Origin of the sequence: Paraburkholderia metrosideri (assembly GCF_904848625.1) — a bacterium.
Taxonomy (GTDB): Bacteria; Pseudomonadota; Gammaproteobacteria; order Burkholderiales; family Burkholderiaceae; genus Paraburkholderia; species Paraburkholderia metrosideri.
The window spans coordinates 155114-172609 of the sequence record NZ_CAJHCP010000007.1 but is presented as its reverse complement, the minus strand read 5'-3'; the positions used below and the strand labels follow the sequence as shown (position 1 = coordinate 172609).

Genomic DNA, 17496 nt, shown 5'->3' with positions numbered 1-17496 from the left:
CATCACCGATCCTCGCCGCCTTGCGCATTGAAACGTTTGCCTATTTCGCCTTTCAACGCATCGCGAAAGCGTTGGCCGAAAGTGCCCGGCAACGGTGCGTGAGCGCTTTGACCCTGCGGTGCCCGAGCGGCCATGGAGACGGCGTCGGCTGAAGCGGAACCTGCCGGCATGGTGTGCAGCAGACGCACATTGCCGGGCGCCGCGCCGAGTACCAGCCACGTATCGCCGATCTCGACGACCGCGACACGCTCCTTGCCGCCGAGCGACGCACCGCCAATGGTCTTCACCAGTCCACCGCGATTGCCCGGCTGCAAGCCGAAACGCCGGGCGAGCCATGCGCAACCGAATACCAGCGCGATTACGACGAGCAGACCGACAATCGTCTGCAGGACCGCGCCCACGCCGAGCGCTGGAACAGCCGTGCCGGCGCCGACACCCGATGCAATTTTCGCCGCGTTATTGACCGCATTCAGGTCAGCGGCGTGCGCCGCGAACGGCACGACAAGCGCTACCGGCAAGACCATGGCGAATGCGTTACGCAGCAGTACAGCAGGGACATCGCGCGAAACCTTCAGCATGGCGCGACCGGCAAAGCGTTTCATCGATTCAACTTCCGGATACGTTCAGACGGCGTAATGATGTCGGTCAGACGGATCCCGAACTTGTCGTTCACGACCACCACTTCACCCTGAGCGATCAGGCAGCCGTTGACCAGCACGTCCATCGGCTCGCCAGCGAGGCCATCCAGTTCCACCACCGAGCCCTGCGCGAGTTGCAACAGATTGCGGATCGCGATCTTCGTGCGGCCGAGTTCGACGGTCATCTGGACGGGGATGTCCAGGATCATGTCGATGTCGTTGCGGGTCGAGGTCGGCTCGACTTTCGACAGCGGCTGGAACACACCCGCGGTCGTCGCGGTGACTTCCGGGTTGTCGTTCTGTTCGGCGAGCGCGCTGGCCCAGTCGGCCATCGCGTCATCGTCTTCGGTGCTGACCGCGCCGGCGGCCAGTTGCGGCTCACCCGCGAGCGCTTCGGCTTCGGGCTTTGCGTTCAGGTCACTCATATCCACCATCCTTCATCGTGTCGGCTGCGCTGATCATTTTCTGGACCCGCAACGCGTATTGACCATTGAAAATTCCGTAGCCGCACTCCATCACCGGCACGCCGTCGACTTTCGCGGTGATGTGCTCGGGGATGTTGATCGGCAGAACATCGCCTTTGCGCATGTTCAGGATCTGTTCGAACGTGACCGGCACCTGCGCGAGGTCGGCGGTCAGTTCCACTTCCGCAGCCTGCACCTGCTGCGACAGCACGCGCACCCAGCGGCGGTCGATGTCCATCGCCTCGCCCTGGATCGGCGACGACAACTCGGCGCGGATCGGCTCGATCATCGAATACGGCATGCAGACGTGCAGCGTGCCGCCGGTCGTGCCGAATTCGATCGAGAACTGCGTGACGATGACGATTTCGTTCGGCGTGGCGACGTTGGCGAACTGCGTGTGCATTTCCGAGCGCACGAATTCGAACTGCAACGGCTTCACGCTTTTCCACGACGCTGTGTAGTGCTCGAACGTCAGATTCAGCAGCTTCATGATGATGCGCTGCTCGGTCGCCGTGAAATCGCGCCCTTCGACCCGCGTATGGAAGCGTCCATCGCCGCCGAACAGGTTGTCGACCACGAAGAACACGAGGTTCGGATCGAACACGAACAGCGAGGTGCCGCGCAACGGCTTCACGTGGACCAGGTTCAGGTTGGTCGGGATCGGCAGATTGCGGGTGAACTCGCTGTACTTCTGCACCTTCACCGGACCGACCGAAATTTCCGCCGAACGCCGCATGAAGTTGAAAATGCCGACGCGCAACAGACGCGCGAAACGGTCGTTGATGATTTCGAGGCCGGGCATCCGGCCGCGAACGATACGTTCCTGCGTCGCGATGTTGTACGGACGTACACCTGAGCGGTCGGTTTGCTCGGCAACCGAGTCGGACTCGCCGGTGACGCCCTTGAGGAGGGCATCGACCTCCTCCTGGGACATGAACTCTTCGTGGCCCATTGCTTATTCCTCGTGCGTCCCGCGGCGGTTGATGATGGCAGTGCTAGATCGCTTCACGGAAGCGTTACTGCACGACGAATTCGGTGAACAGCACGTCGTCGACGTGGACCGGCGGTGCGCCCTTGTCGGTGGGCTCCTCGATCAGCGACTTGAGTTCGGTGGCGAGCGCGCGCTTGCCGTCGAGCGGCGCGAGATCGTCCGGATGATGGTTCGACAGCGCGAGCAGAATGCGGCTGCGCAGTTCCGGCATGTGATCGGTGAGTTCCTGCTGGGTCTTCGCGTCGCTGAGCTTGAGCGTCAGGCCGATGCGCAGGAAATGCTGCTGGCCGTCGTCCGATTGCAGGTTGACGGTCATCGATTCGAGCGGGAAGAACAGCGGTGCGGGCGGCGGCAGAGCTTCAGCGGCGCTGGCGGCTGCCGGAGCGCGCTTGGACATGAAGAACCACACGCCAGCGCCGGCTGCGCCTGCGGCGATGATCGCAATCAGGGCGATCAGGATGATGCGCTTCATCGGGCCCGGCGACGCGGACGCGGTTTGCTGAGGTGCAGTTGTGGTTGCCATGTGGTTTGCTTTTGCTTGCCGTTAGTGCTGGTGGTGTGATTGTTGTTGATTTGCCTGCGGCGCGATGGGTCGAAAAGAAGGGTTATTGCAGGCTATCTCTGGTTTTTAAGGTTGGGGTGGGGGTGTTTTTTTTTGTGGTGGCGTATGCCGGGAGGTTTTCTTTTTGAGCGGCTGAGGGGATGTGCTCTTGTGGTGTTGGCCTTTCCTTGCTTTCACGGTGGTCTATTAGCACTGCCCCTGTGCGGGGCGGCACTCACTTTCTTTGCCGCCGCAAAGAAAGTAAGCAAAGAAAGCGGGCTCACACCGCTAGCCTTGAAGCGGGTCCCCTGGCTTGGAGGGGGTAGTGGTGCATCTGGAATCAGTGCTCCCGCACATTCCGCGTTCGTGACAAAGCAGTCATGCTTCCCGCCACGCTGCGCGGGCCGGCGCGGTACTTCTTTCTGCCGTGCTGTGTGCCCGCAGATCAGGTGCAGCCGGAGCGGCCCGAAGGGTTGCTTCGGTACGCTCGGGTCTCGCTACAAGGCACGCTCTTCTCTTACCGCCGTACGCGCTGTCGGGGCGCTCAGCTCCGATTTCGCGTATTGAGTCGCCGAAGAGCCTTCCGCAAACACATCAATTCAATGGTGCCGAGGGGCGGCCATTCGTTGGAGATATCCGCTCGTTGCGCTGTGTCGCCGGTGCTGCCTCGCCCTACGCAAATGTGTCGACCAAGCCTACGGTTTTGCGGGTGGTCGCGGGCGTTATCGTTTCAGTGGAATCGACGCCGTCGACGCCGGCTACCGAGTCGCTGTTTCCGCTGGATCTGCTGCTCGACCGGCCTGAGCCGGCGTTCTGCTGGCCGCTGCTTTGGCCGGCAAAGCCGTCGCTCACGCTCGCGCTTCCGAGTCCGATTCCGTTGGACTCCATCGCTTCCCGCAACTTCGGCAACGCGGCCTCGACAGCTTCGCGGACCGACTGGTGCTGGGACACGAATAACGCGTGGGCATGGTTGTCGGCAACCTGCAGGACAACCTGGAGAGGCCCGAGGTCCTTCGGGTTCAACGTCAGTTCGGCACTCTGCGAATGGGCGTTCGACAGGAATACGACCTTCTGGCCCAGCGCGTCTTCCCAGTCGCTCGTGCCAACTTGCGGTGCCAGTGCGTTCGCCGCGGCAGCCGCGCTGGCGTTGCCGGTGCTCTGCACCGCCGAAGTCGTGCCTGCCGCGCTCGCAGCGGCTTGCGCGGCGGCCTGGGCAGCCGTGGCGGCGTCGGCGGCACTCTTGAAGGCGGCCAGATTGTCGGCCTGCGAGCCATCGGCGGCGGCCGCAGCCAACGCGTCCAGCGACGATTTCGTGGCCGACTGGTCCGCCAGCGCCGTCGACGTGGCTGTCGTCGCCGCGGCAAGCGCCGCTTTCGCGCTCGATCCCTTGCCCTCGCCGAGCAACCCGGTCGCCAGCGTCTTGCCGTCCGCCGATCCGCTCAGACTACCGCTCGCTCCCGCAAGGCCGCCCGTTTTGACGTTCGCTGCCGCGCCCGCTGCCAGCGCCTGCGCAGGCACCCCGCCCTGGCCGCTGGCCAGCGCAGCAAGCGCGGCCTGCGTCGCGTCCTTGATCGTCTTCGGATCGATCGCGGATTTCTTGCCCGTCGCGCTGCCGGTCGTTGTCGTTGTGATCGCGGTCGCGGCTGCGGCGTCGGCGGCGCTCGTGTCGGTGGCGTCGGTGGCCTGCGCCGTAGCGTTCGCCGCATCGGTCTGCGCTTGCGTCTGAGCCTGAGCTTGCGCCTGTGCGGCGGCAGAGGCCGCTGCGGTGGCGGCGTCGGTCTGGCTCGCGGCATGGCTGTTCTTCGCCTGACGGGTCGCGCCCGTTTTGCCGGTCGACGCCGGCTTCGTACCGTCCGTGCCGTCCGTCGCGCCCGACGCCGACGTGGCGCCGCTATTTTGCTGAGTGCTATTGCTCGTATCGCTGGCACTTTGCGTCGATGAATCAGCTGGCGCCGGTGCGTCGTGTACGCTCGACGATGACGCCTGCGATGCAGACGCAGACGCAGACGCAGACGACGAAGCCGAAGCCGAAGCCTGCTGCTGGCTCTGCGCCGTGCTGTTCTGCTGGACGATGCTCTGCTGCAAGGTCTGCGAGAACGGGATCGCATTCGCCGCAGCGGTTGCGGCGGCGCTGGCCGACTGGCTGGCGCCTGAGCCGAATAACGAGCCGATCTGTGAAAGAAGCGACATAGGGAATCCTGTCAAACCGTCAAGGTGGGAGGTTTAGTCGGGCAAGCGGAGCCCGCTCCCGTTAACACATGTGGAACACGTAAAGCACGTTAGGTACAGCACACGCATTGCGCGGATCAAACGCCTTCGGTGCGCATCCGCAGAATCCTGGCGGCGTGTTCGTCGGCGTCGCGCTGGTCGCGCCGCGCCACGGTTTTCGCTTCGGCTGCTTCGCCGCGCGCCTGCAACACTTCATACGAGCCGAGTTTCTGCTTCTGACGCTGCCAGTCGGGCTTCGCCGCTTCGACCCGCGCCGTGGCCGTGACCAGCAGATTGCGCTGCTGGTCGATGGCGGCGTCGAGCGTGTCGATGAATGCCTGAAAATTGCGCATGTTGCCCGCCGGCATGCCGGTCTGCGCGGTCGCGTTGAAACGCGAGTGGTATTCGTCGCGGTACTGCACGAGCGCGTTGAGCTGGGCTTCCACGTCGTTGCGCTCGCGCTGCGCGCGCCCCAGACGTTGTGCAGCGGCGTCCACGTCGTCCTGCGCAAGGCCGATAAGCGTCTTGATCGGAAAGTGTTTCGCCATCGTCAGCCTCCTCAGGCAAACAGAGCGTCGAGCATGCCGACACTCGGTTCAAAGTTCGCGCACTCGCGAAACCCTTGCTGCAAAAATGCTTCCATTCGCGGATACAGCGCAATCGCCCGGTCGAGCACCGCGTCGCGTCCGCTCGAATAGGCGCCCACGTTGATCAGATCGCGGTTGCGCTGATAGCGCGACAGCATCTGCTTGAACATACGCGTCTTGTTCAGATGGTTATCGTCGATCAGCGCGGTCATTGCCCGGCTAATCGATGCTTCGATATCGATCGCCGGGTAGTGGCCGGCCTCGGCCAGCGAGCGCGACAACACAATGTGGCCGTCGAGAATCGCTCGCGCGGAGTCGGCAATCGGGTCCTGCTGGTCGTCGCCTTCGGTCAGCACGGTGTAGAACGCGGTGATCGAGCCGCCACCCGCCGGGCCGTTGCCGGTCCGCTCGACCAGCGCCGGCAGCTTCGCGAACACCGACGGCGGATAGCCCTTGGTGGCGGGCGGCTCGCCCACGGCCAGTGCGATTTCGCGTTGCGCCATCGCGTAACGGGTCAGCGAATCCATCAGCAGCAGCACATGCTTGCCCTGGTCGCGGAAATATTCGGCGAGCGATGTGGAATAGGACGCGGCCTGCATCCGCAGCAACGGCGACACGTCGGCGGGCGCGGCGATCACGACGGAGCGCGCGAGACCTTCTTCGCCGAGAATCTGCTCGATGAACTCCTTCACTTCGCGGCCACGCTCGCCGATCAGGCCGATCACGATCACCTCGGCGCTGGTGTAGCGCGCCATCGTGCCGAGCAGCACCGATTTACCCACCCCCGAGCCGGCGAACAAGCCCATCCGCTGGCCGCGTCCCACGGTCAGCAGCGCATTGATCGCGCGCACGCCGACGTCGAGCACCTTGTGAATCGGCTCGCGATTCAGCGGATTGATGACCGGCGACGACAGCGGCGCATCGGCATGCGTGCCGAGCGGGCCAAGCCCGTCGAGCGGACGGCCGGACGCGTCCAGCACGCGGCCAAGCAATTCCCAGCCGACCGGCAGACGCTTCGCGCCCGCGTTCGGATCGGCGATCGGCGCGCTTTCGAGCGGATACACCCGCGCGCCGGGCAGCAGGCCGATTACTTCGGTGGTCGGCATCAGAAACAGCTTGTCGCCGGAAAAGCCGACGACTTCGGCTTCGGCCATCGACAGCGAACTGCCTTGCGGCAATTCGATCATCACTTCGGCGCCCACCGACAGGCGCAGGCCCACGGCCTCGAGCACCAGCCCGGCGGCACGCGTCAGGCGCCCGCACGCACGCATGGGCCGCGCGATGGCATTACGCTCGCGCAACGCGTCGAGCCGGCCGCGCCACGCTTGCACGTGCGGATTGCTGTCGAGAGCGGGATCGTACGGAGGGAAAGAGGGGAGTGGCGCAGCGCTCGAAATGAGGTCCGAATCCGGGTCTGAAGCAGGGGCCGAATCGGCGTTGGAAGAAGCCGCCGGTTCGCTATTGGCGGCGGCCGCGTCAGCGCTCGCCGCCGCCGCCGAGCCTGTTGGAGCACGCCCGCGAACCGCAGTGCGCGACGCGCCCGGCGCAGCATGCTGTGCGCTTTTGACCGACACATCCGCAAGCGCTTCGGCCCCAAACGACGCCAACGCCAGTTCGCGTTCAAGCGGCGTCAGATCGCTGGCGCGAATCTCTTCGAGCGTCGGCTTCACCATGTGCTCACCTTGCCGAGTGCGGCGGCCACGCGCTCCCAGCGTGTGTCGATGCCCGCATCCACCTCGCCGGTGGCAGCCTGCGCGCGGCAGCCGCCGCGTTCCACCGAGGGGTCGGTGCGCACAGTCCAGCCACGCGTTTGCAATTCTTCCATCAGATAGGCTTCGACCACCGGCAAATCCGCAGGACTCACAATCAACGCGGGCGCGCCGATCAGCACGGGTTCGCTTGCAAGCACCTCACGAGCGGCGGCGATCAGCGCCGTCGGATCGTGCTGCACATGCTGACGCACCACCTGCTGCGCGATATCCAGCGCGAGCGTGACCAGCGTTTCGGAGATTGCGCCCTGCGCGCCGTCGAGCGCCGCCTTGAATGTCGCGGCCAAAGCGGCCAGCCGCGCCGCTTCCTCACGTGCTTCGCTCTGACCCTGCGCGAAGCCTTGCGCATGGCCCTGGTCATAACCGGCCTGATAGCCCAGCGCCTGACCCGCCACGTGGCCCGACGCGATGCCCTGTGCATGCGCGGCGTCGCGCCGATGATTCAGTTCTGCCTCGAACGCGCCGTGGTCGAACTCGGGTTCGGTAGGCTCGGGCGCGGGTGGCACCGGATCGAACGAGGCCATCTCCCAGCGCTGATACGCCGAGAGGCTGTCCTTCGCCGGGGAATTCGGATCAGACATAAGCATCTTCCGCCTTGCCGCCTAGAACAATCTGGCCACCTTCGGCCAGGTTGCGCACGATCTGCAGAATACGGCGCTGCTGCGTCTCGACTTCGGAGACGCGTACCGGACCGCGCGCGTCGAGGTCTTCGGCGAGCAGTTCGGCCGCACGCTGCGACATGTTCGACAGGAACTTCTGGCGCAGCGCGGGCGGCGCGCCCTTCAGCGAGATGATCAACGCCTCGGACTCGACTTCCTTCAACAGCAACTGGATCGCGCGGTCTTCCAGATCGAGCAGGTTCTCGAACACAAACATCTGATCGATGATCTTCTGCGCGAGTTCCGCGTCGTACTGACGAACATTCTCAATAACGCCTTCTTCATGATTGCTCGACATGAAGTTGAGAATTTCGGCCGCCGTGCGGATACCGCCCATCGGGCTGCGCTTGAGGTTGTCGCTGCCGGAGAGCAGGCTGGTCAGCACGTCGTCGAGTTCGCGCAGCGCGGCCGGCTGGATGCCGTCGAGTGTCGCGATCCGCAGCAGCACGTCGTTGCGCAGCCGCTCCGAGAAGCAGGCGACGATTTCCGACGCCTGATCGCGATCCAGATGGACGAGAATCGTCGCGATGATCTGCGGATGCTCGTTCTTGATCAGTTCGGCAACCGCGCCGGAATCCATCCACTTAAGGCCCTCGATACCGCTGGTATCGCTGCCTTGCAGAATCCGGTCGATGATCGCGCCGGCCTTGTCGTCGCCGAGCGCCTTGGTCAGCACCGAACGGATGTACTCGTTCGAATCGAGCGACATGCCGGTGTGCTGTTCCGCTTCCTTGACGAACTCCTGCAGCACTTCGTCGACCTGCTCGCGGGTCACGTTCTTCAGGGCGGCCATCGCGACGCCGATCTTCTGGACTTCACGCGGGCCGAGGAACTTGAACACCTGCGCGGCTTCTTCCTCGCCGATCGACATCAGCAGCAACGCGCTTTTCACTACGCCTTCAGCGCTCATCGGACACCCAATTTTTCACGACGGTTGCAACGATCTTCGGATCCTGGCGCGCAATACCGCGTGCGAATTCCAGGTTCCGCTCATATTTGTGTTTCGCACTTTCGAGCGCGAGTGTTTCGCTGTCGGTCTCGATCTCGACCACCGCGCCTTCGCGCTCGGCGGCCGGGATGCCGTCGAGCAGAATCGGCTCGTCGGGCGAGGCCAGCGCGGGGATCGCGGGTTCCGGCGGCGGGAACGCGCGGCGCAGCGCCGGCTTGACCATCACGAAGTACAGGAACAGAGCCACTGCGCCGATGCCGAGGTAGGTCGCGATCTGCTTGTACAGCGCGATCATGTCGCGAGTGCGCCACCATGGCAGGTTGGCGTCCGGATCGACTTCGGTGGAGAACGCGCTGTTGACCACGTTGACCGAGTCGCCGCGCTGCGCGTCGAAGCCCATCGCGTCCTTCACCAGTTGCGTGACCTGTTCGAGCTTGTCCGCGGTGACCGGCTGCATGGTGCTGTGGCCCTTCGCGTCGGTGACCTGCATGTAGTTCACGACCACCGCGACCGACAGACGCTTGATGCCGCCCATCGGCTGATCGATGTGGCTCACGGTCTTGTTGAGTTCGTAGTTGGTGGTCGAGTCCTTGTGATCGCTGACCGGCGTGGTCGTCACGCCGCTCGCGCCATTACCGGCGACGATCGGTGCGGAAGCCGGTTGCGGCGGCTGGTTCGACAGCGCACCCGGCACGCCCGACGCGCCGCTTTGCGACATTTCAGTGGCGCTGCTGCTTTGCTGGCTGCGAATCGCCGCTTGCTGCGGATTGCCGTTCGGGCCGTAGTTTTCCGAGGTCTGTTCGCTGTGCGAGAAGTCGATATCGGCGCTGACCTGCGAGTGCGCGTTGCCCGAGCCGAACAGCGGCGACAGGATGGCGTCGATGCGCTGCTGGGTATTGCGCTCGATCTGCTGGCGATACTTGAGCTGCGACGCGTCCAGACCGCTGCCGGTGCTTGGCTGGGTCAGCAGATTGCCGTCCTGGTCGAGAATCGTCACGCCATGCACCGGCATTTCCGGCACCGCCGACGAAACCATATGCGTGATCGCGACCACCTGGCCTTCGTCGAGCACGCGGCCCGGGAACAGATTGACCAGCACAGCCGCCGACGGCGCTTCCTTGTCGCGCACGAACACCGAAGGCTTCGGAATCGCCAGATGCACGCGCGCCGATTTGACCGTCGAAATCGATTCGATCGTGCGTTCGAGTTCGCCTTCCAGCGCACGCTGATAGTTGATCTGCTCGTCGAACTGGCTGATGCCGAACTTCTGGTTGTCCATCAGTTCGAAGCCGACCGAGCCGCTCTTGGGCAGGCCTTCCGACGCGAGGCGCAGGCGCATCTCATGCACCTGATCGGCCGGCACGAGGATCGCGCCACCGTTGTCGGAGAACTTGTACGGAATGTTGGCTGCCTGGAGCGCGGTGATGATCGAGCCGCCGTCGCGGTCGGACAGGTTGCTGTACAGCACCTTGTAGTCCGGCGCGCGCGACCACAGGAACAGGCCGGCTACGATGGCGACCAGCAGCGCGACGGCGAAGATCAGCGGCGCGCGCGGGTTGCCGCGCATCTGCGCGAGACCGGATAGCCGCTGGGTGAAGTTGCCGCCCATGCCGCCGAGTCCCCCGAGGCCATCGGCGCCGCCGGGCTGGCCGGTGCCGGCCGCGCCGGCGCCTGGCTGCGCGCCGGCCAGCCCCATGCGGGCGTCGGGGTTGATCAATGAGTTGGCTGACGAATCCATGCGTCGGGTATCTCCGGAATGCCTTTTCGTCCTGCCGCCTGCCGCCGCACCGGGGGTCGGCGGGCGTACGGACAGAGACTTTCACCCTTGAAATTATCCGCAGCGCGGCTCAACCCGATTGCTTGAATAGAGCGGGGTTTCCCCCCTAGTTTCGGGCCTTTCTACCGGGGGGCGCTTGCTATGCTTCTGGTCAGATCGGTACGGCTGTGATGCGCCGGTCGTTCATTTAATGGAGAGAACATGACCATGCCCGTGAACGCGCTGTCGTCAGCGCTGCAACAAATGCAAGCGATGGCGGCGCAGGCGGCCGGCGGCACGACCGCCAGCAACGTGGCGACCGAAGCGAACGGTGCGGCGACGGCCGGCAGCTTCGCGTCGGCGATGAAGGCCTCGCTCGACAAGATCAGCGACGACCAGAAATCGGCGATCGGCGAATCGCAGGCGTTCGAACTGGGCTCCTCCAACGTGTCGCTGAACGACGTGATGGTCGATATGCAGAAGGCCAACGTCGGCTTCCAGTTCGGCCTGCAGGTGCGCAACAAACTGGTCTCCGCCTATAACGAGATCGCGCAGATGTCGGTCTAGACGCGCTTCGGACGGCGCGAGAGACCGTCCGCGAAGCCCGTTTTGCATGGAGATTCGCAAGGCCGTGTATGCATCGCACTCGCGTCGAAAGTGCGTGGTGGATACGGCGTCTATGCGGATTGCATGATGTCGGCAGGTCGCCCGCAAGGGCGTTTTCGCTGCGGCCGCTATCGTCCTTGCTGACGAGGCGGTCCCGGTGCGGCTCGATGTGAACGTGAATTGAGCCCGACCGGCGCGGCGCTTGCCATTGCGCGATACGTCCCTTAATCCTCCTTACATCGGCCTAAAGCTTTGTCGTTGCCTATCCGATAACCCGGATACAAGCCTGCTGCAGACGTCGCCTGACGTTTGGAAACGGCTCGCCACGATCAAACCGCAGTCTGTATGAGAGGAGGAGCGCTGATGTTTTCCCAAGGACACGCTGGAGCCAATGCGTATGCACGCGTGGGCGTCGAGACGGGTGTGATGGGCGCAAGTCCGCATCGTCTGATCGTGTTGCTGTATCAGGGCGCAAGGCAGGCAATCGCGCAGGCCCGCATGCATCTCCAGCAAGGCCAGGTGCCTGATCGCGGCAAGGCGATCAGCAAGGCGATTCGCATCATTGAAAGCGGGCTGCAGTCGTCGCTGAACCTTGAGGTGGGCGGCGAGATTGCAGGGCGGTTGAACGCGCTGTATAGCTACATGGCGCGGCGGCTGCTCGAAGCCAACATAAAACAGAGCGAGGCGATGCTGGTCGAAGTCGACGGCCTGCTGGCAACGCTCGAAGAGGCATGGATCGGGATTGCCCCGGAGATCGCGCGGATGGCAGCCCAGCCGGCCGCGGAAAGCATGAGATGACATCGAACGCAGAATATTTCGCCCGCTACGAGGCGGTTGCAGCGATTTCCTGCCGCATGCTGATGGCAGCCCGGCGAGCCCTGTGGAGCGACCTGGTCGACTTGCAGGAGCAATACCGGCATCAGGTGGAGGCGTTGAAAGAGGCCGACTCCGGCGTGAGGCTCGACGAAGCCGAGCGGCTGCGCAAATACGCGCTGATCCGGCAGATCCTCGCCGACGACGCTGCGATCCGCGATCTGGCGAATCCGCGCATGGCCAATCTGTCGGCACTGTTCGCCGGGCGGCCCACCCGCGTGCTCAAGGAACTGTACGGATTGCGCTAGGGCACCCCGGCCGCACCCGCGTACGACGCATCTGGCGCGCTCCGTCCGACGTGTTTTGGTTGAGCGTGCAGCCGCCAATGTGATCAAGGAATCGGCATGAACGGAATCGACGCGGCGCTCGCTTCGGCATTGACCAGCCGGGTCGACAGTCTGCTCGGCATCCAGCCGGGCAGTGCGGCCACCTCGCAGACCGGCGCGACCGGTGTCGGTAACGCGCCGACTGCCACCCCCCCTGCTGCCACGCCCGCACCACCGCCGTCCGCGCAAACCGCGCTGTCTGCGGTCGCGCTGACGCTCGACGCGATTGCCCGCTCGGGCGGCGAGGTCACGCTTGCCGTGCTCGGCCAGACGCCGATCTGGCCGGCTGCGCCCGCGCTCGATATGGAAGTCGAGGGGCTGCCGCTGTTCGACACGCCGGCGACCGCCGCGGCTGCGTCCGACCCTGCGGCGGGTACGACCGCGACCGCCAATGTCGCGGCGGCTCAACTACCGGTCGCGGCGCTTGCGGCGGCGCTCGAACAAACCGTCAGCGGCAGCGGCCTCTTTTACGAATCGCATCTCGCGCAGTGGCTGGGTGGCCAGCGCTCGCCCGACAGTCTCGCCGACGAGGCGCAGAACAAGCTGGTCGCCGAGGCCGCGCAATTGCCGCTCGACTGGGCCAGCGACGACGACGCGTCCGCTCCGAATGCGTCCCCTCGGCAGGGCACGGGTGCAACACCCAACGGCTCGCCGGGTAGCCCGACGAATGCGAATGCCAGCACGGCCTCCCGTTCCAACCAGTCGATCCTGACCGCGCAGGCCGCGCGCTTCGCGGCGGGCGAGGTGTTGGCCGATTCGGTATCCGACCTGAACAATCAGCCCGCGCACGCGAGCCTGCACAGCGCGACCGCGCCGACCGCCGACGCGGGTTCGGCGCCGAACTCGCAACAGGCGGCGGCCGTGCATCCGGCCACGGTGTCGCTGGTACGCCAGCAACTCGATCTGCTCGCCACCGGGCAGTTTCGCTGGACCGGTGAAGCGTGGCCGGGCGCGCGACTCGACTGGACCATCGAGCAGGACGGCGACGAGTGGGACCGCAGCGGCGGCGGCACGGCGAGCGAGGATGATCAGCCGTGGCGCACGCGTCTGACGTTGTCGTTGCCGACGCTTGGCACGGTCGACGCCGAATTGACGCTGACCGGCTCGCGGCTGGTCGCGCGCATGCTGGCGAGTCCCGGCGGGGCGGGACGGCTCGCCACGCAGGGCGAGAGTTTTCGTCAGCGGCTGGCGGCGGCGGGTATCGAGCTGAGCGGCCTGTTGATTCGCGAGACTGGCGGCGGCGTGCCGGGCAGCGGGACCAGCGCAACGAGTGCGGCTGGCGCGCAGGCGGCCGCTTCGGCGTATGCGCGGTCGGCTTCGGCGGCCGCCGCGGCGGCGGGGGCGTCGACCGCGTCGGTTGCGGGTTCGGCTGCGGCCTCGGCGGGTGCTTCAGCGGCCGCTGACGGTCATCACGCGGATGCCGCGCGGCGTAACGATTTCGACTGGGACATCTGATGAGCCGGAAAAATCGCCGCAGCGCGGCCGCGCTCGTGTACGACTCCCAAGGCGGCGATGCCACGCCGCGCGTGGTCGCCAAAGGCTACGGACTGGTCGCCGACATGATCGTGCAGCGGGCCAAGGAAGCGGGTCTGTATGTGCACGAGGCGCCCGAAATGGTGTCCCTGCTGATGCAGGTCGATCTCGACGCACGCATTCCGCCGCAACTTTACCAGGCGGTGGCGGAATTGCTGGCGTGGCTGCATCGGCTGGAAAGCGGCGCGGATCTCGAGTCCGCCCATAGCGCGAGCGACAACGAACAGGACGTGACCGACGTGGTTGCGACGGACGTCGAAGGCGGCCCAGCCGCACGTTGAAGCCGCGAGCACCTGGTCAGATGCTCGCGCCAAAGCGCGTCAGAACCGCATCATCAACTTCAGCAGCGCGTTGACCCGCTTGCCGTATGGCGGCGAAATCCAGCCGCGCGCATTCAGACGTGCCTGCGTCAGAACCGGCTTCATCTTCGAGAAAGTCGCGAAGCCTTCGTAACCGTGATACGCGCCCATGCCGCTTGCGCCAACGCCGCCGAACGGCAGGCTTTCGCAGGCCAGATGCATCAGCGTCTCGTTGATCGCCATGCCACCGGCAATGGTTTCGTGCGTGACGCGGTCGATCGTGCCGCTGTCGTCAGCGAACAGATACAGCGCGAGCGGGCGGGGCCGGGCGTTGATCCACGCGATTGCGTCATCGAGCGTGTCGTACGGGACGAGCGGCAGCAGCGGCCCGAAGATTTCCTCCTGCATCAGCGCGCAGTCGTCCGGCGCATTCGTGACGACGATCAGCGGAAAGCGGCGGCTTGTCGGGTCCGGTGCAGTGCCGGTCAGCGCGTGCAATTGCGCGCCGGCGGCGAGTGCTTCGTCGGCGAGACGCTCCAGCCGTTCAAAATGCCGCGCTGAAATGATCGACGTGTAATCGGGATTCTGTTCGAAGCCGGGATACATCGTCGCCATGCGCGCGCGCGCCCGTTCGATGAACGCCTGTTCCTTGCCGCGCGGCACCAGCACATAGTCCGGCGCGATGCAGGTCTGGCCCGCGTTGAGCGTCTTGCCGGCGACGAGGTTATCCACTGCGTTGTCGAAACGCGCATGTGCGCCGATGATGGCCGGTGATTTACCGCCCAGTTCGAGCGTGACCGGCGTCAGATGTTCGGCGGCGGCGCGCATCACTTCATGACCGACCTTGGTCGAGCCGGTGAACAGCAGATGATCGAACGGTTGCGCGCTGAACGCGGCGGCGAGCGTCGCGTCGCCGTTGACGACCGCGACGTGATCGGGTGAAAAAGTCTGCGCGATCAGTTGCTCGAACAACGCCGAGGTACGCGGCGTCAGTTCGGACATTTTGATGATCGCGCGATTGCCGGCGGTCAACGCGCTGATCAGCGGACCGACCGCAAGCAGCACCGGATAATTCCACGGCACGATAATGCCGACTACGCCGAGCGGCTGCGGCACGACCTTCGCGCGTGCGGGGAGCAGCCACTTGTTGGTGCTGCGGCGCTGCGCTTTCATCCAGCGCTTGCCGTGTCTGAGCGCGGCGTCGATCTCCTCTTTCACCAGCAGGAATTCGGCCAGCAGCACTTCCTGTTTCGAGCGATTGCCGAAATCGGCGTGCATCGCGTCGGCGAGTGCGTCGCGATGGTCGAGCATGACTTTGCGCAGCGCTTTGAGGTGCGCCGCACGCGTGTCCCATGACGGATACGGCGCGCGTAAATACGCGTGGCGCTGGTCGCGCAGCAGCGCTTCGAGCGCGGCGACCTCTGGCAGATCGTTCTTCATGGCGGTCCACTCCCTGATGGATGACGATGCGCGTTCGAGCGCGCTTATCTGATGGGTAATTTCTGTGTGGAGATGCCTCGCGGGCTCCACGAAATGCTCACGCTGGAAAAGCCCGCTCGATGATCGCGGCATGATCGAAGGTCGCCGGTAAGGTGCCGTACACGCGACCGCTTTCGCCGCAACCGTCGGCGAGACGTGTTGCCATGAACGCGTCGGCGACTTCGCCCGGCGCATGTTTCGCGAGCAGCGTGCCTTGAGCGATCAACACGATCTGCTGCGCGATTCGCCGCGCCGAGCTTTCACGGGCGTCGGCGGGTCCGTTGAGCGTCGCGACCAGTTTGCCGAGGGCGGCGCTCAACGCCGGATGCGTGTGCGCGTCTGCGTGCCAGGCGGCGAACAGCGCCTGCGCAGCTTCCGGCTCGCGTTCGATCGCACGCAGCACGTCGAGGCACATCACGTTCCCCGAACCTTCCCAGATCGAATTCACCGGCGCTTCGCGATAAAAGCGCGCCATCGGACCGGTTTCGACATAACCATTGCCGCCCCAGACTTCCATCGCTTCGCCGGTGAATTCCAGCGCGCGTTTGCAAACCCAGTATTTCGAAGCCGGTGTGACGATGCGCCGCCACGCGCGCTCGACCGGAGACGTGTTTGACGAAGCTGCGTCGGCGGACGCTTCGAAGGCGCGTGCCACACGCATGAACAGCGCCGTCGCAGCCTCGGATTCCAGCGCCAGATCGGCAAGAACGTTGCGCATCAACGGTTGATCGACGAGCGGACGGCCGAACGCGCTGCGATGACGCGCATGGTGAATCGCCTGCACGAGCGCGGCGCGCATCAGCCCCGTGCTGCCGATCACGCAATCGAGCCGCGTGTAATTCGCCATTTCGATGATGGTCGGCACGCCGCGTCCTTCGTCGCCGATCATCACACCGAACGCGTCGAGGAATTCGACTTCGCCGCTCGCGTTCGAGCGATTGCCGAGCTTGTCTTTCAGACGCTGAACCTGCACTGCGTTTTTGCGGCCGTCTGGCGCGAAACGCGGCACGAAGAAACATGAAAGGCCTTCTTGATCGTCGGTGCGTGCCAGCACGAGGTGCGCATCGCATTGCGGCGCGGAAAAAAACCACTTGTGTCCGATGAGCCGGTATTCGGCGCCACGGCCGCCGCCTGCCAATGCGTACGCGTGGGTCTGATTGCTGCGGACATCCGAGCCGCCCTGTTTTTCGGTCATGCCCATGCCGATCATCACGGAGGTCTTTTGCGTGAGCGGTACGTCGCGTGCATCGTGCTCGCGTGCATAAAGTTTGTCGCGCAGCAGGTCGAACAGCGCAGGTTCGCGTTGCAGCACAGGAATACTCGCAAACGTCATGGTCAGCGGGCACAGCGAGCCGGATTCGAGTTGCGCATGCAGGAAATAGCTCGCGCAGCGCGCGACCATCGCGCCAGGCTGCGGATCGGAAAAAGGCAATGCGTGCAGACCTTCGCGGCGCTGCAGCGAAAGCAGTTCATGCCACGCGGGATGAAACTCCAGCGCGTCGATGCGCTCGCCGCGCGGGCTATGTGTGAACAATTCGGGTGAGTGACGATTAGCCAGGTCGGCCAGCGCGAGCGTGTCCGGCGTGCTGAGCGCTGCGCCATGCCGGCGCAATGTCTCGCGATGCCAGCCGGCGCCGTCGCGTTCGAGTGCGTCGGACAAAGCGGTGTCGCACGAAAACAGGTTGTAGTCCGCGAGCGGCGGAGCCTGATTTGTCACGTCGTGCGTGGGGCCGATGCCATGCCGTTCCATCTGCTGTCTCCGTTCACCGCGGGGTCGCCGTTGCTGCGCTGGGCGACGGTGTGCTGGCGTGCGCCAGC

The 17496-nt window shown here is 64.8% G+C and carries 17 protein-coding genes; 5 read left to right on the top strand and 12 right to left on the bottom strand.

Going from position 1 to position 17496, the window contains the following annotated elements; all coding sequences use genetic code 11:
• Positions 1 to 2: 2 nt before the first annotated feature.
• The 10 genes from fliO to fliF form a co-directional block, all read right to left on the bottom strand.
• Positions 3 to 602 (bottom strand): flagellar biosynthetic protein FliO, encoded by a 600-nt coding sequence (gene fliO / locus LMG28727_RS16810; protein WP_201643446.1) that lies wholly within the window; start codon positions 600 to 602, stop codon positions 3 to 5.
• Positions 599 to 1063: a flagellar motor switch protein FliN gene (gene fliN / locus LMG28727_RS16805; protein ID WP_201643445.1), complete on the bottom strand. Its 465-nt coding sequence runs from the start codon at positions 1061 to 1063 to the stop codon at positions 599 to 601. Before fliN ends, fliO begins: the two co-directional genes overlap by 4 nt.
• Positions 1056 to 2054, bottom strand: coding sequence for a flagellar motor switch protein FliM (fliM, locus tag LMG28727_RS16800; RefSeq protein WP_201643444.1), 999 nt, complete (start codon positions 2052 to 2054; stop codon positions 1056 to 1058). Before fliM ends, fliN begins: the two co-directional genes overlap by 8 nt.
• Before the next feature lie 64 nt (positions 2055 to 2118).
• Positions 2119 to 2616 (bottom strand): flagellar basal body-associated protein FliL, encoded by a 498-nt coding sequence (gene fliL / locus LMG28727_RS16795; RefSeq protein ID WP_201643443.1) that lies wholly within the window; start codon positions 2614 to 2616, stop codon positions 2119 to 2121.
• Between the two features lie 690 nt (positions 2617 to 3306).
• Positions 3307 to 4824, bottom strand: coding sequence for a flagellar hook-length control protein FliK (locus LMG28727_RS16790; RefSeq protein WP_201643442.1), 1518 nt, complete (start codon positions 4822 to 4824; stop codon positions 3307 to 3309).
• 116 nt (positions 4825 to 4940) lie between these two features.
• Entirely contained in the window at positions 4941 to 5390 is a 450-nt protein-coding gene (gene fliJ, locus LMG28727_RS16785; protein WP_201643441.1) for a flagellar export protein FliJ, read from the bottom strand.
• Positions 5391 to 5401: 11 nt separating this feature from the next.
• Complete coding sequence (fliI, locus tag LMG28727_RS16780; RefSeq protein WP_201643440.1) at positions 5402 to 7102, bottom strand: flagellar protein export ATPase FliI; 1701 nt, start codon at positions 7100 to 7102, stop codon at positions 5402 to 5404.
• A complete protein-coding gene (gene fliH, locus LMG28727_RS16775) occupies positions 7096 to 7785 on the bottom strand; it encodes a flagellar assembly protein FliH (RefSeq protein WP_201643439.1) in 690 nt (229 codons plus the stop codon). Before fliH ends, fliI begins: the two co-directional genes overlap by 7 nt.
• A complete protein-coding gene (gene fliG / locus LMG28727_RS16770) occupies positions 7772 to 8767 on the bottom strand; it encodes a flagellar motor switch protein FliG (RefSeq protein ID WP_201643438.1) in 996 nt (331 codons plus the stop codon). Before fliG ends, fliH begins: the two co-directional genes overlap by 14 nt.
• Positions 8757 to 10544: a flagellar basal-body MS-ring/collar protein FliF gene (fliF, locus tag LMG28727_RS16765; protein WP_201643437.1), complete on the bottom strand. Its 1788-nt coding sequence runs from the start codon at positions 10542 to 10544 to the stop codon at positions 8757 to 8759. The genes fliG and fliF overlap by 11 nt, the downstream gene beginning before the upstream one ends.
• A gap of 240 nt (positions 10545 to 10784) precedes the next feature.
• Here fliF and fliE point away from each other — a divergent pair, with 240 nt between their 5' ends.
• From fliE to LMG28727_RS16740, 5 genes are all read left to right on the top strand, one after another.
• The gene (gene fliE, locus LMG28727_RS16760; RefSeq protein ID WP_201643436.1) at positions 10785 to 11129 is read left to right on the top strand and encodes a flagellar hook-basal body complex protein FliE; all 345 of its coding nucleotides are present in this window, start codon (positions 10785 to 10787) and stop codon (positions 11127 to 11129) included.
• 402 nt (positions 11130 to 11531) lie between these two features.
• Positions 11532 to 11966: a flagellar export chaperone FliS gene (gene fliS, locus LMG28727_RS16755; protein ID WP_074762446.1), complete on the top strand. Its 435-nt coding sequence runs from the start codon at positions 11532 to 11534 to the stop codon at positions 11964 to 11966.
• The gene (locus LMG28727_RS16750) at positions 11963 to 12289 is read left to right on the top strand and encodes a flagellar protein FliT (RefSeq protein ID WP_201643435.1); all 327 of its coding nucleotides are present in this window, start codon (positions 11963 to 11965) and stop codon (positions 12287 to 12289) included. Before fliS ends, LMG28727_RS16750 begins: the two co-directional genes overlap by 4 nt.
• Positions 12290 to 12385: 96 nt before the next feature.
• Positions 12386 to 13822 (top strand): flagellar hook-length control protein FliK, encoded by a 1437-nt coding sequence (gene fliK / locus LMG28727_RS16745; protein ID WP_201643434.1) that lies wholly within the window; start codon positions 12386 to 12388, stop codon positions 13820 to 13822.
• Positions 13822 to 14181, top strand: coding sequence for an EscU/YscU/HrcU family type III secretion system export apparatus switch protein (locus LMG28727_RS16740; RefSeq protein WP_201643433.1), 360 nt, complete (start codon positions 13822 to 13824; stop codon positions 14179 to 14181). Before fliK ends, LMG28727_RS16740 begins: the two co-directional genes overlap by 1 nt.
• A gap of 39 nt (positions 14182 to 14220) precedes the next feature.
• Here the strand turns inward: LMG28727_RS16740 and LMG28727_RS16735 are convergent, their stop codons facing one another.
• On the bottom strand, positions 14221 to 15639 hold the full coding sequence (locus LMG28727_RS16735; RefSeq protein WP_201643432.1) for a coniferyl aldehyde dehydrogenase: 1419 nt from the start codon (positions 15637 to 15639) through the stop codon (positions 14221 to 14223).
• A 97-nt stretch (positions 15640 to 15736) separates the two neighbouring features.
• Positions 15737 to 17428: an isovaleryl-CoA dehydrogenase gene (locus tag LMG28727_RS16730; RefSeq protein WP_201643431.1), complete on the bottom strand. Its 1692-nt coding sequence runs from the start codon at positions 17426 to 17428 to the stop codon at positions 15737 to 15739.
• Between the last annotated feature and the right edge of the window lie 68 nt (positions 17429 to 17496).

Bases quoted from the DNA above. Each gene is read 5' to 3' on its own strand.
- LMG28727_RS16735 (WP_201643432.1), bottom strand. From the start codon at position 15,639: ATGAAGAACGATCTGCCAGAGGTCGCCGCGCTCGAAGCGCTGCTGCGC.
- fliS (WP_074762446.1), top strand. From the start codon at position 11,532: ATGTTTTCCCAAGGACACGCTGGAGCCAATGCGTATGCACGCGTGGGC.
- fliN (WP_201643445.1), bottom strand. From the start codon at position 1,063: ATGAGTGACCTGAACGCAAAGCCCGAAGCCGAAGCGCTCGCGGGTGAG.
- fliL (WP_201643443.1), bottom strand. From the start codon at position 2,616: ATGGCAACCACAACTGCACCTCAGCAAACCGCGTCCGCGTCGCCGGGC.
- fliG (WP_201643438.1), bottom strand. From the start codon at position 8,767: ATGAGCGCTGAAGGCGTAGTGAAAAGCGCGTTGCTGCTGATGTCGATC.
- fliM (WP_201643444.1), bottom strand. From the start codon at position 2,054: ATGGGCCACGAAGAGTTCATGTCCCAGGAGGAGGTCGATGCCCTCCTC.
- LMG28727_RS16750 (WP_201643435.1), top strand. From the start codon at position 11,963: ATGACATCGAACGCAGAATATTTCGCCCGCTACGAGGCGGTTGCAGCG.
- fliO (WP_201643446.1), bottom strand. From the start codon at position 602: ATGAAACGCTTTGCCGGTCGCGCCATGCTGAAGGTTTCGCGCGATGTC.
- LMG28727_RS16790 (WP_201643442.1), bottom strand. From the start codon at position 4,824: ATGTCGCTTCTTTCACAGATCGGCTCGTTATTCGGCTCAGGCGCCAGC.
- LMG28727_RS16740 (WP_201643433.1), top strand. From the start codon at position 13,822: ATGAGCCGGAAAAATCGCCGCAGCGCGGCCGCGCTCGTGTACGACTCC.
- fliJ (WP_201643441.1), bottom strand. From the start codon at position 5,390: ATGGCGAAACACTTTCCGATCAAGACGCTTATCGGCCTTGCGCAGGAC.
- fliK (WP_201643434.1), top strand. From the start codon at position 12,386: ATGAACGGAATCGACGCGGCGCTCGCTTCGGCATTGACCAGCCGGGTC.
- fliI (WP_201643440.1), bottom strand. From the start codon at position 7,102: ATGGTGAAGCCGACGCTCGAAGAGATTCGCGCCAGCGATCTGACGCCG.
- LMG28727_RS16730 (WP_201643431.1), bottom strand. From the start codon at position 17,428: ATGGAACGGCATGGCATCGGCCCCACGCACGACGTGACAAATCAGGCT.
- fliF (WP_201643437.1), bottom strand. From the start codon at position 10,544: ATGGATTCGTCAGCCAACTCATTGATCAACCCCGACGCCCGCATGGGG.
- fliE (WP_201643436.1), top strand. From the start codon at position 10,785: ATGACCATGCCCGTGAACGCGCTGTCGTCAGCGCTGCAACAAATGCAA.
- fliH (WP_201643439.1), bottom strand. From the start codon at position 7,785: ATGCTTATGTCTGATCCGAATTCCCCGGCGAAGGACAGCCTCTCGGCG.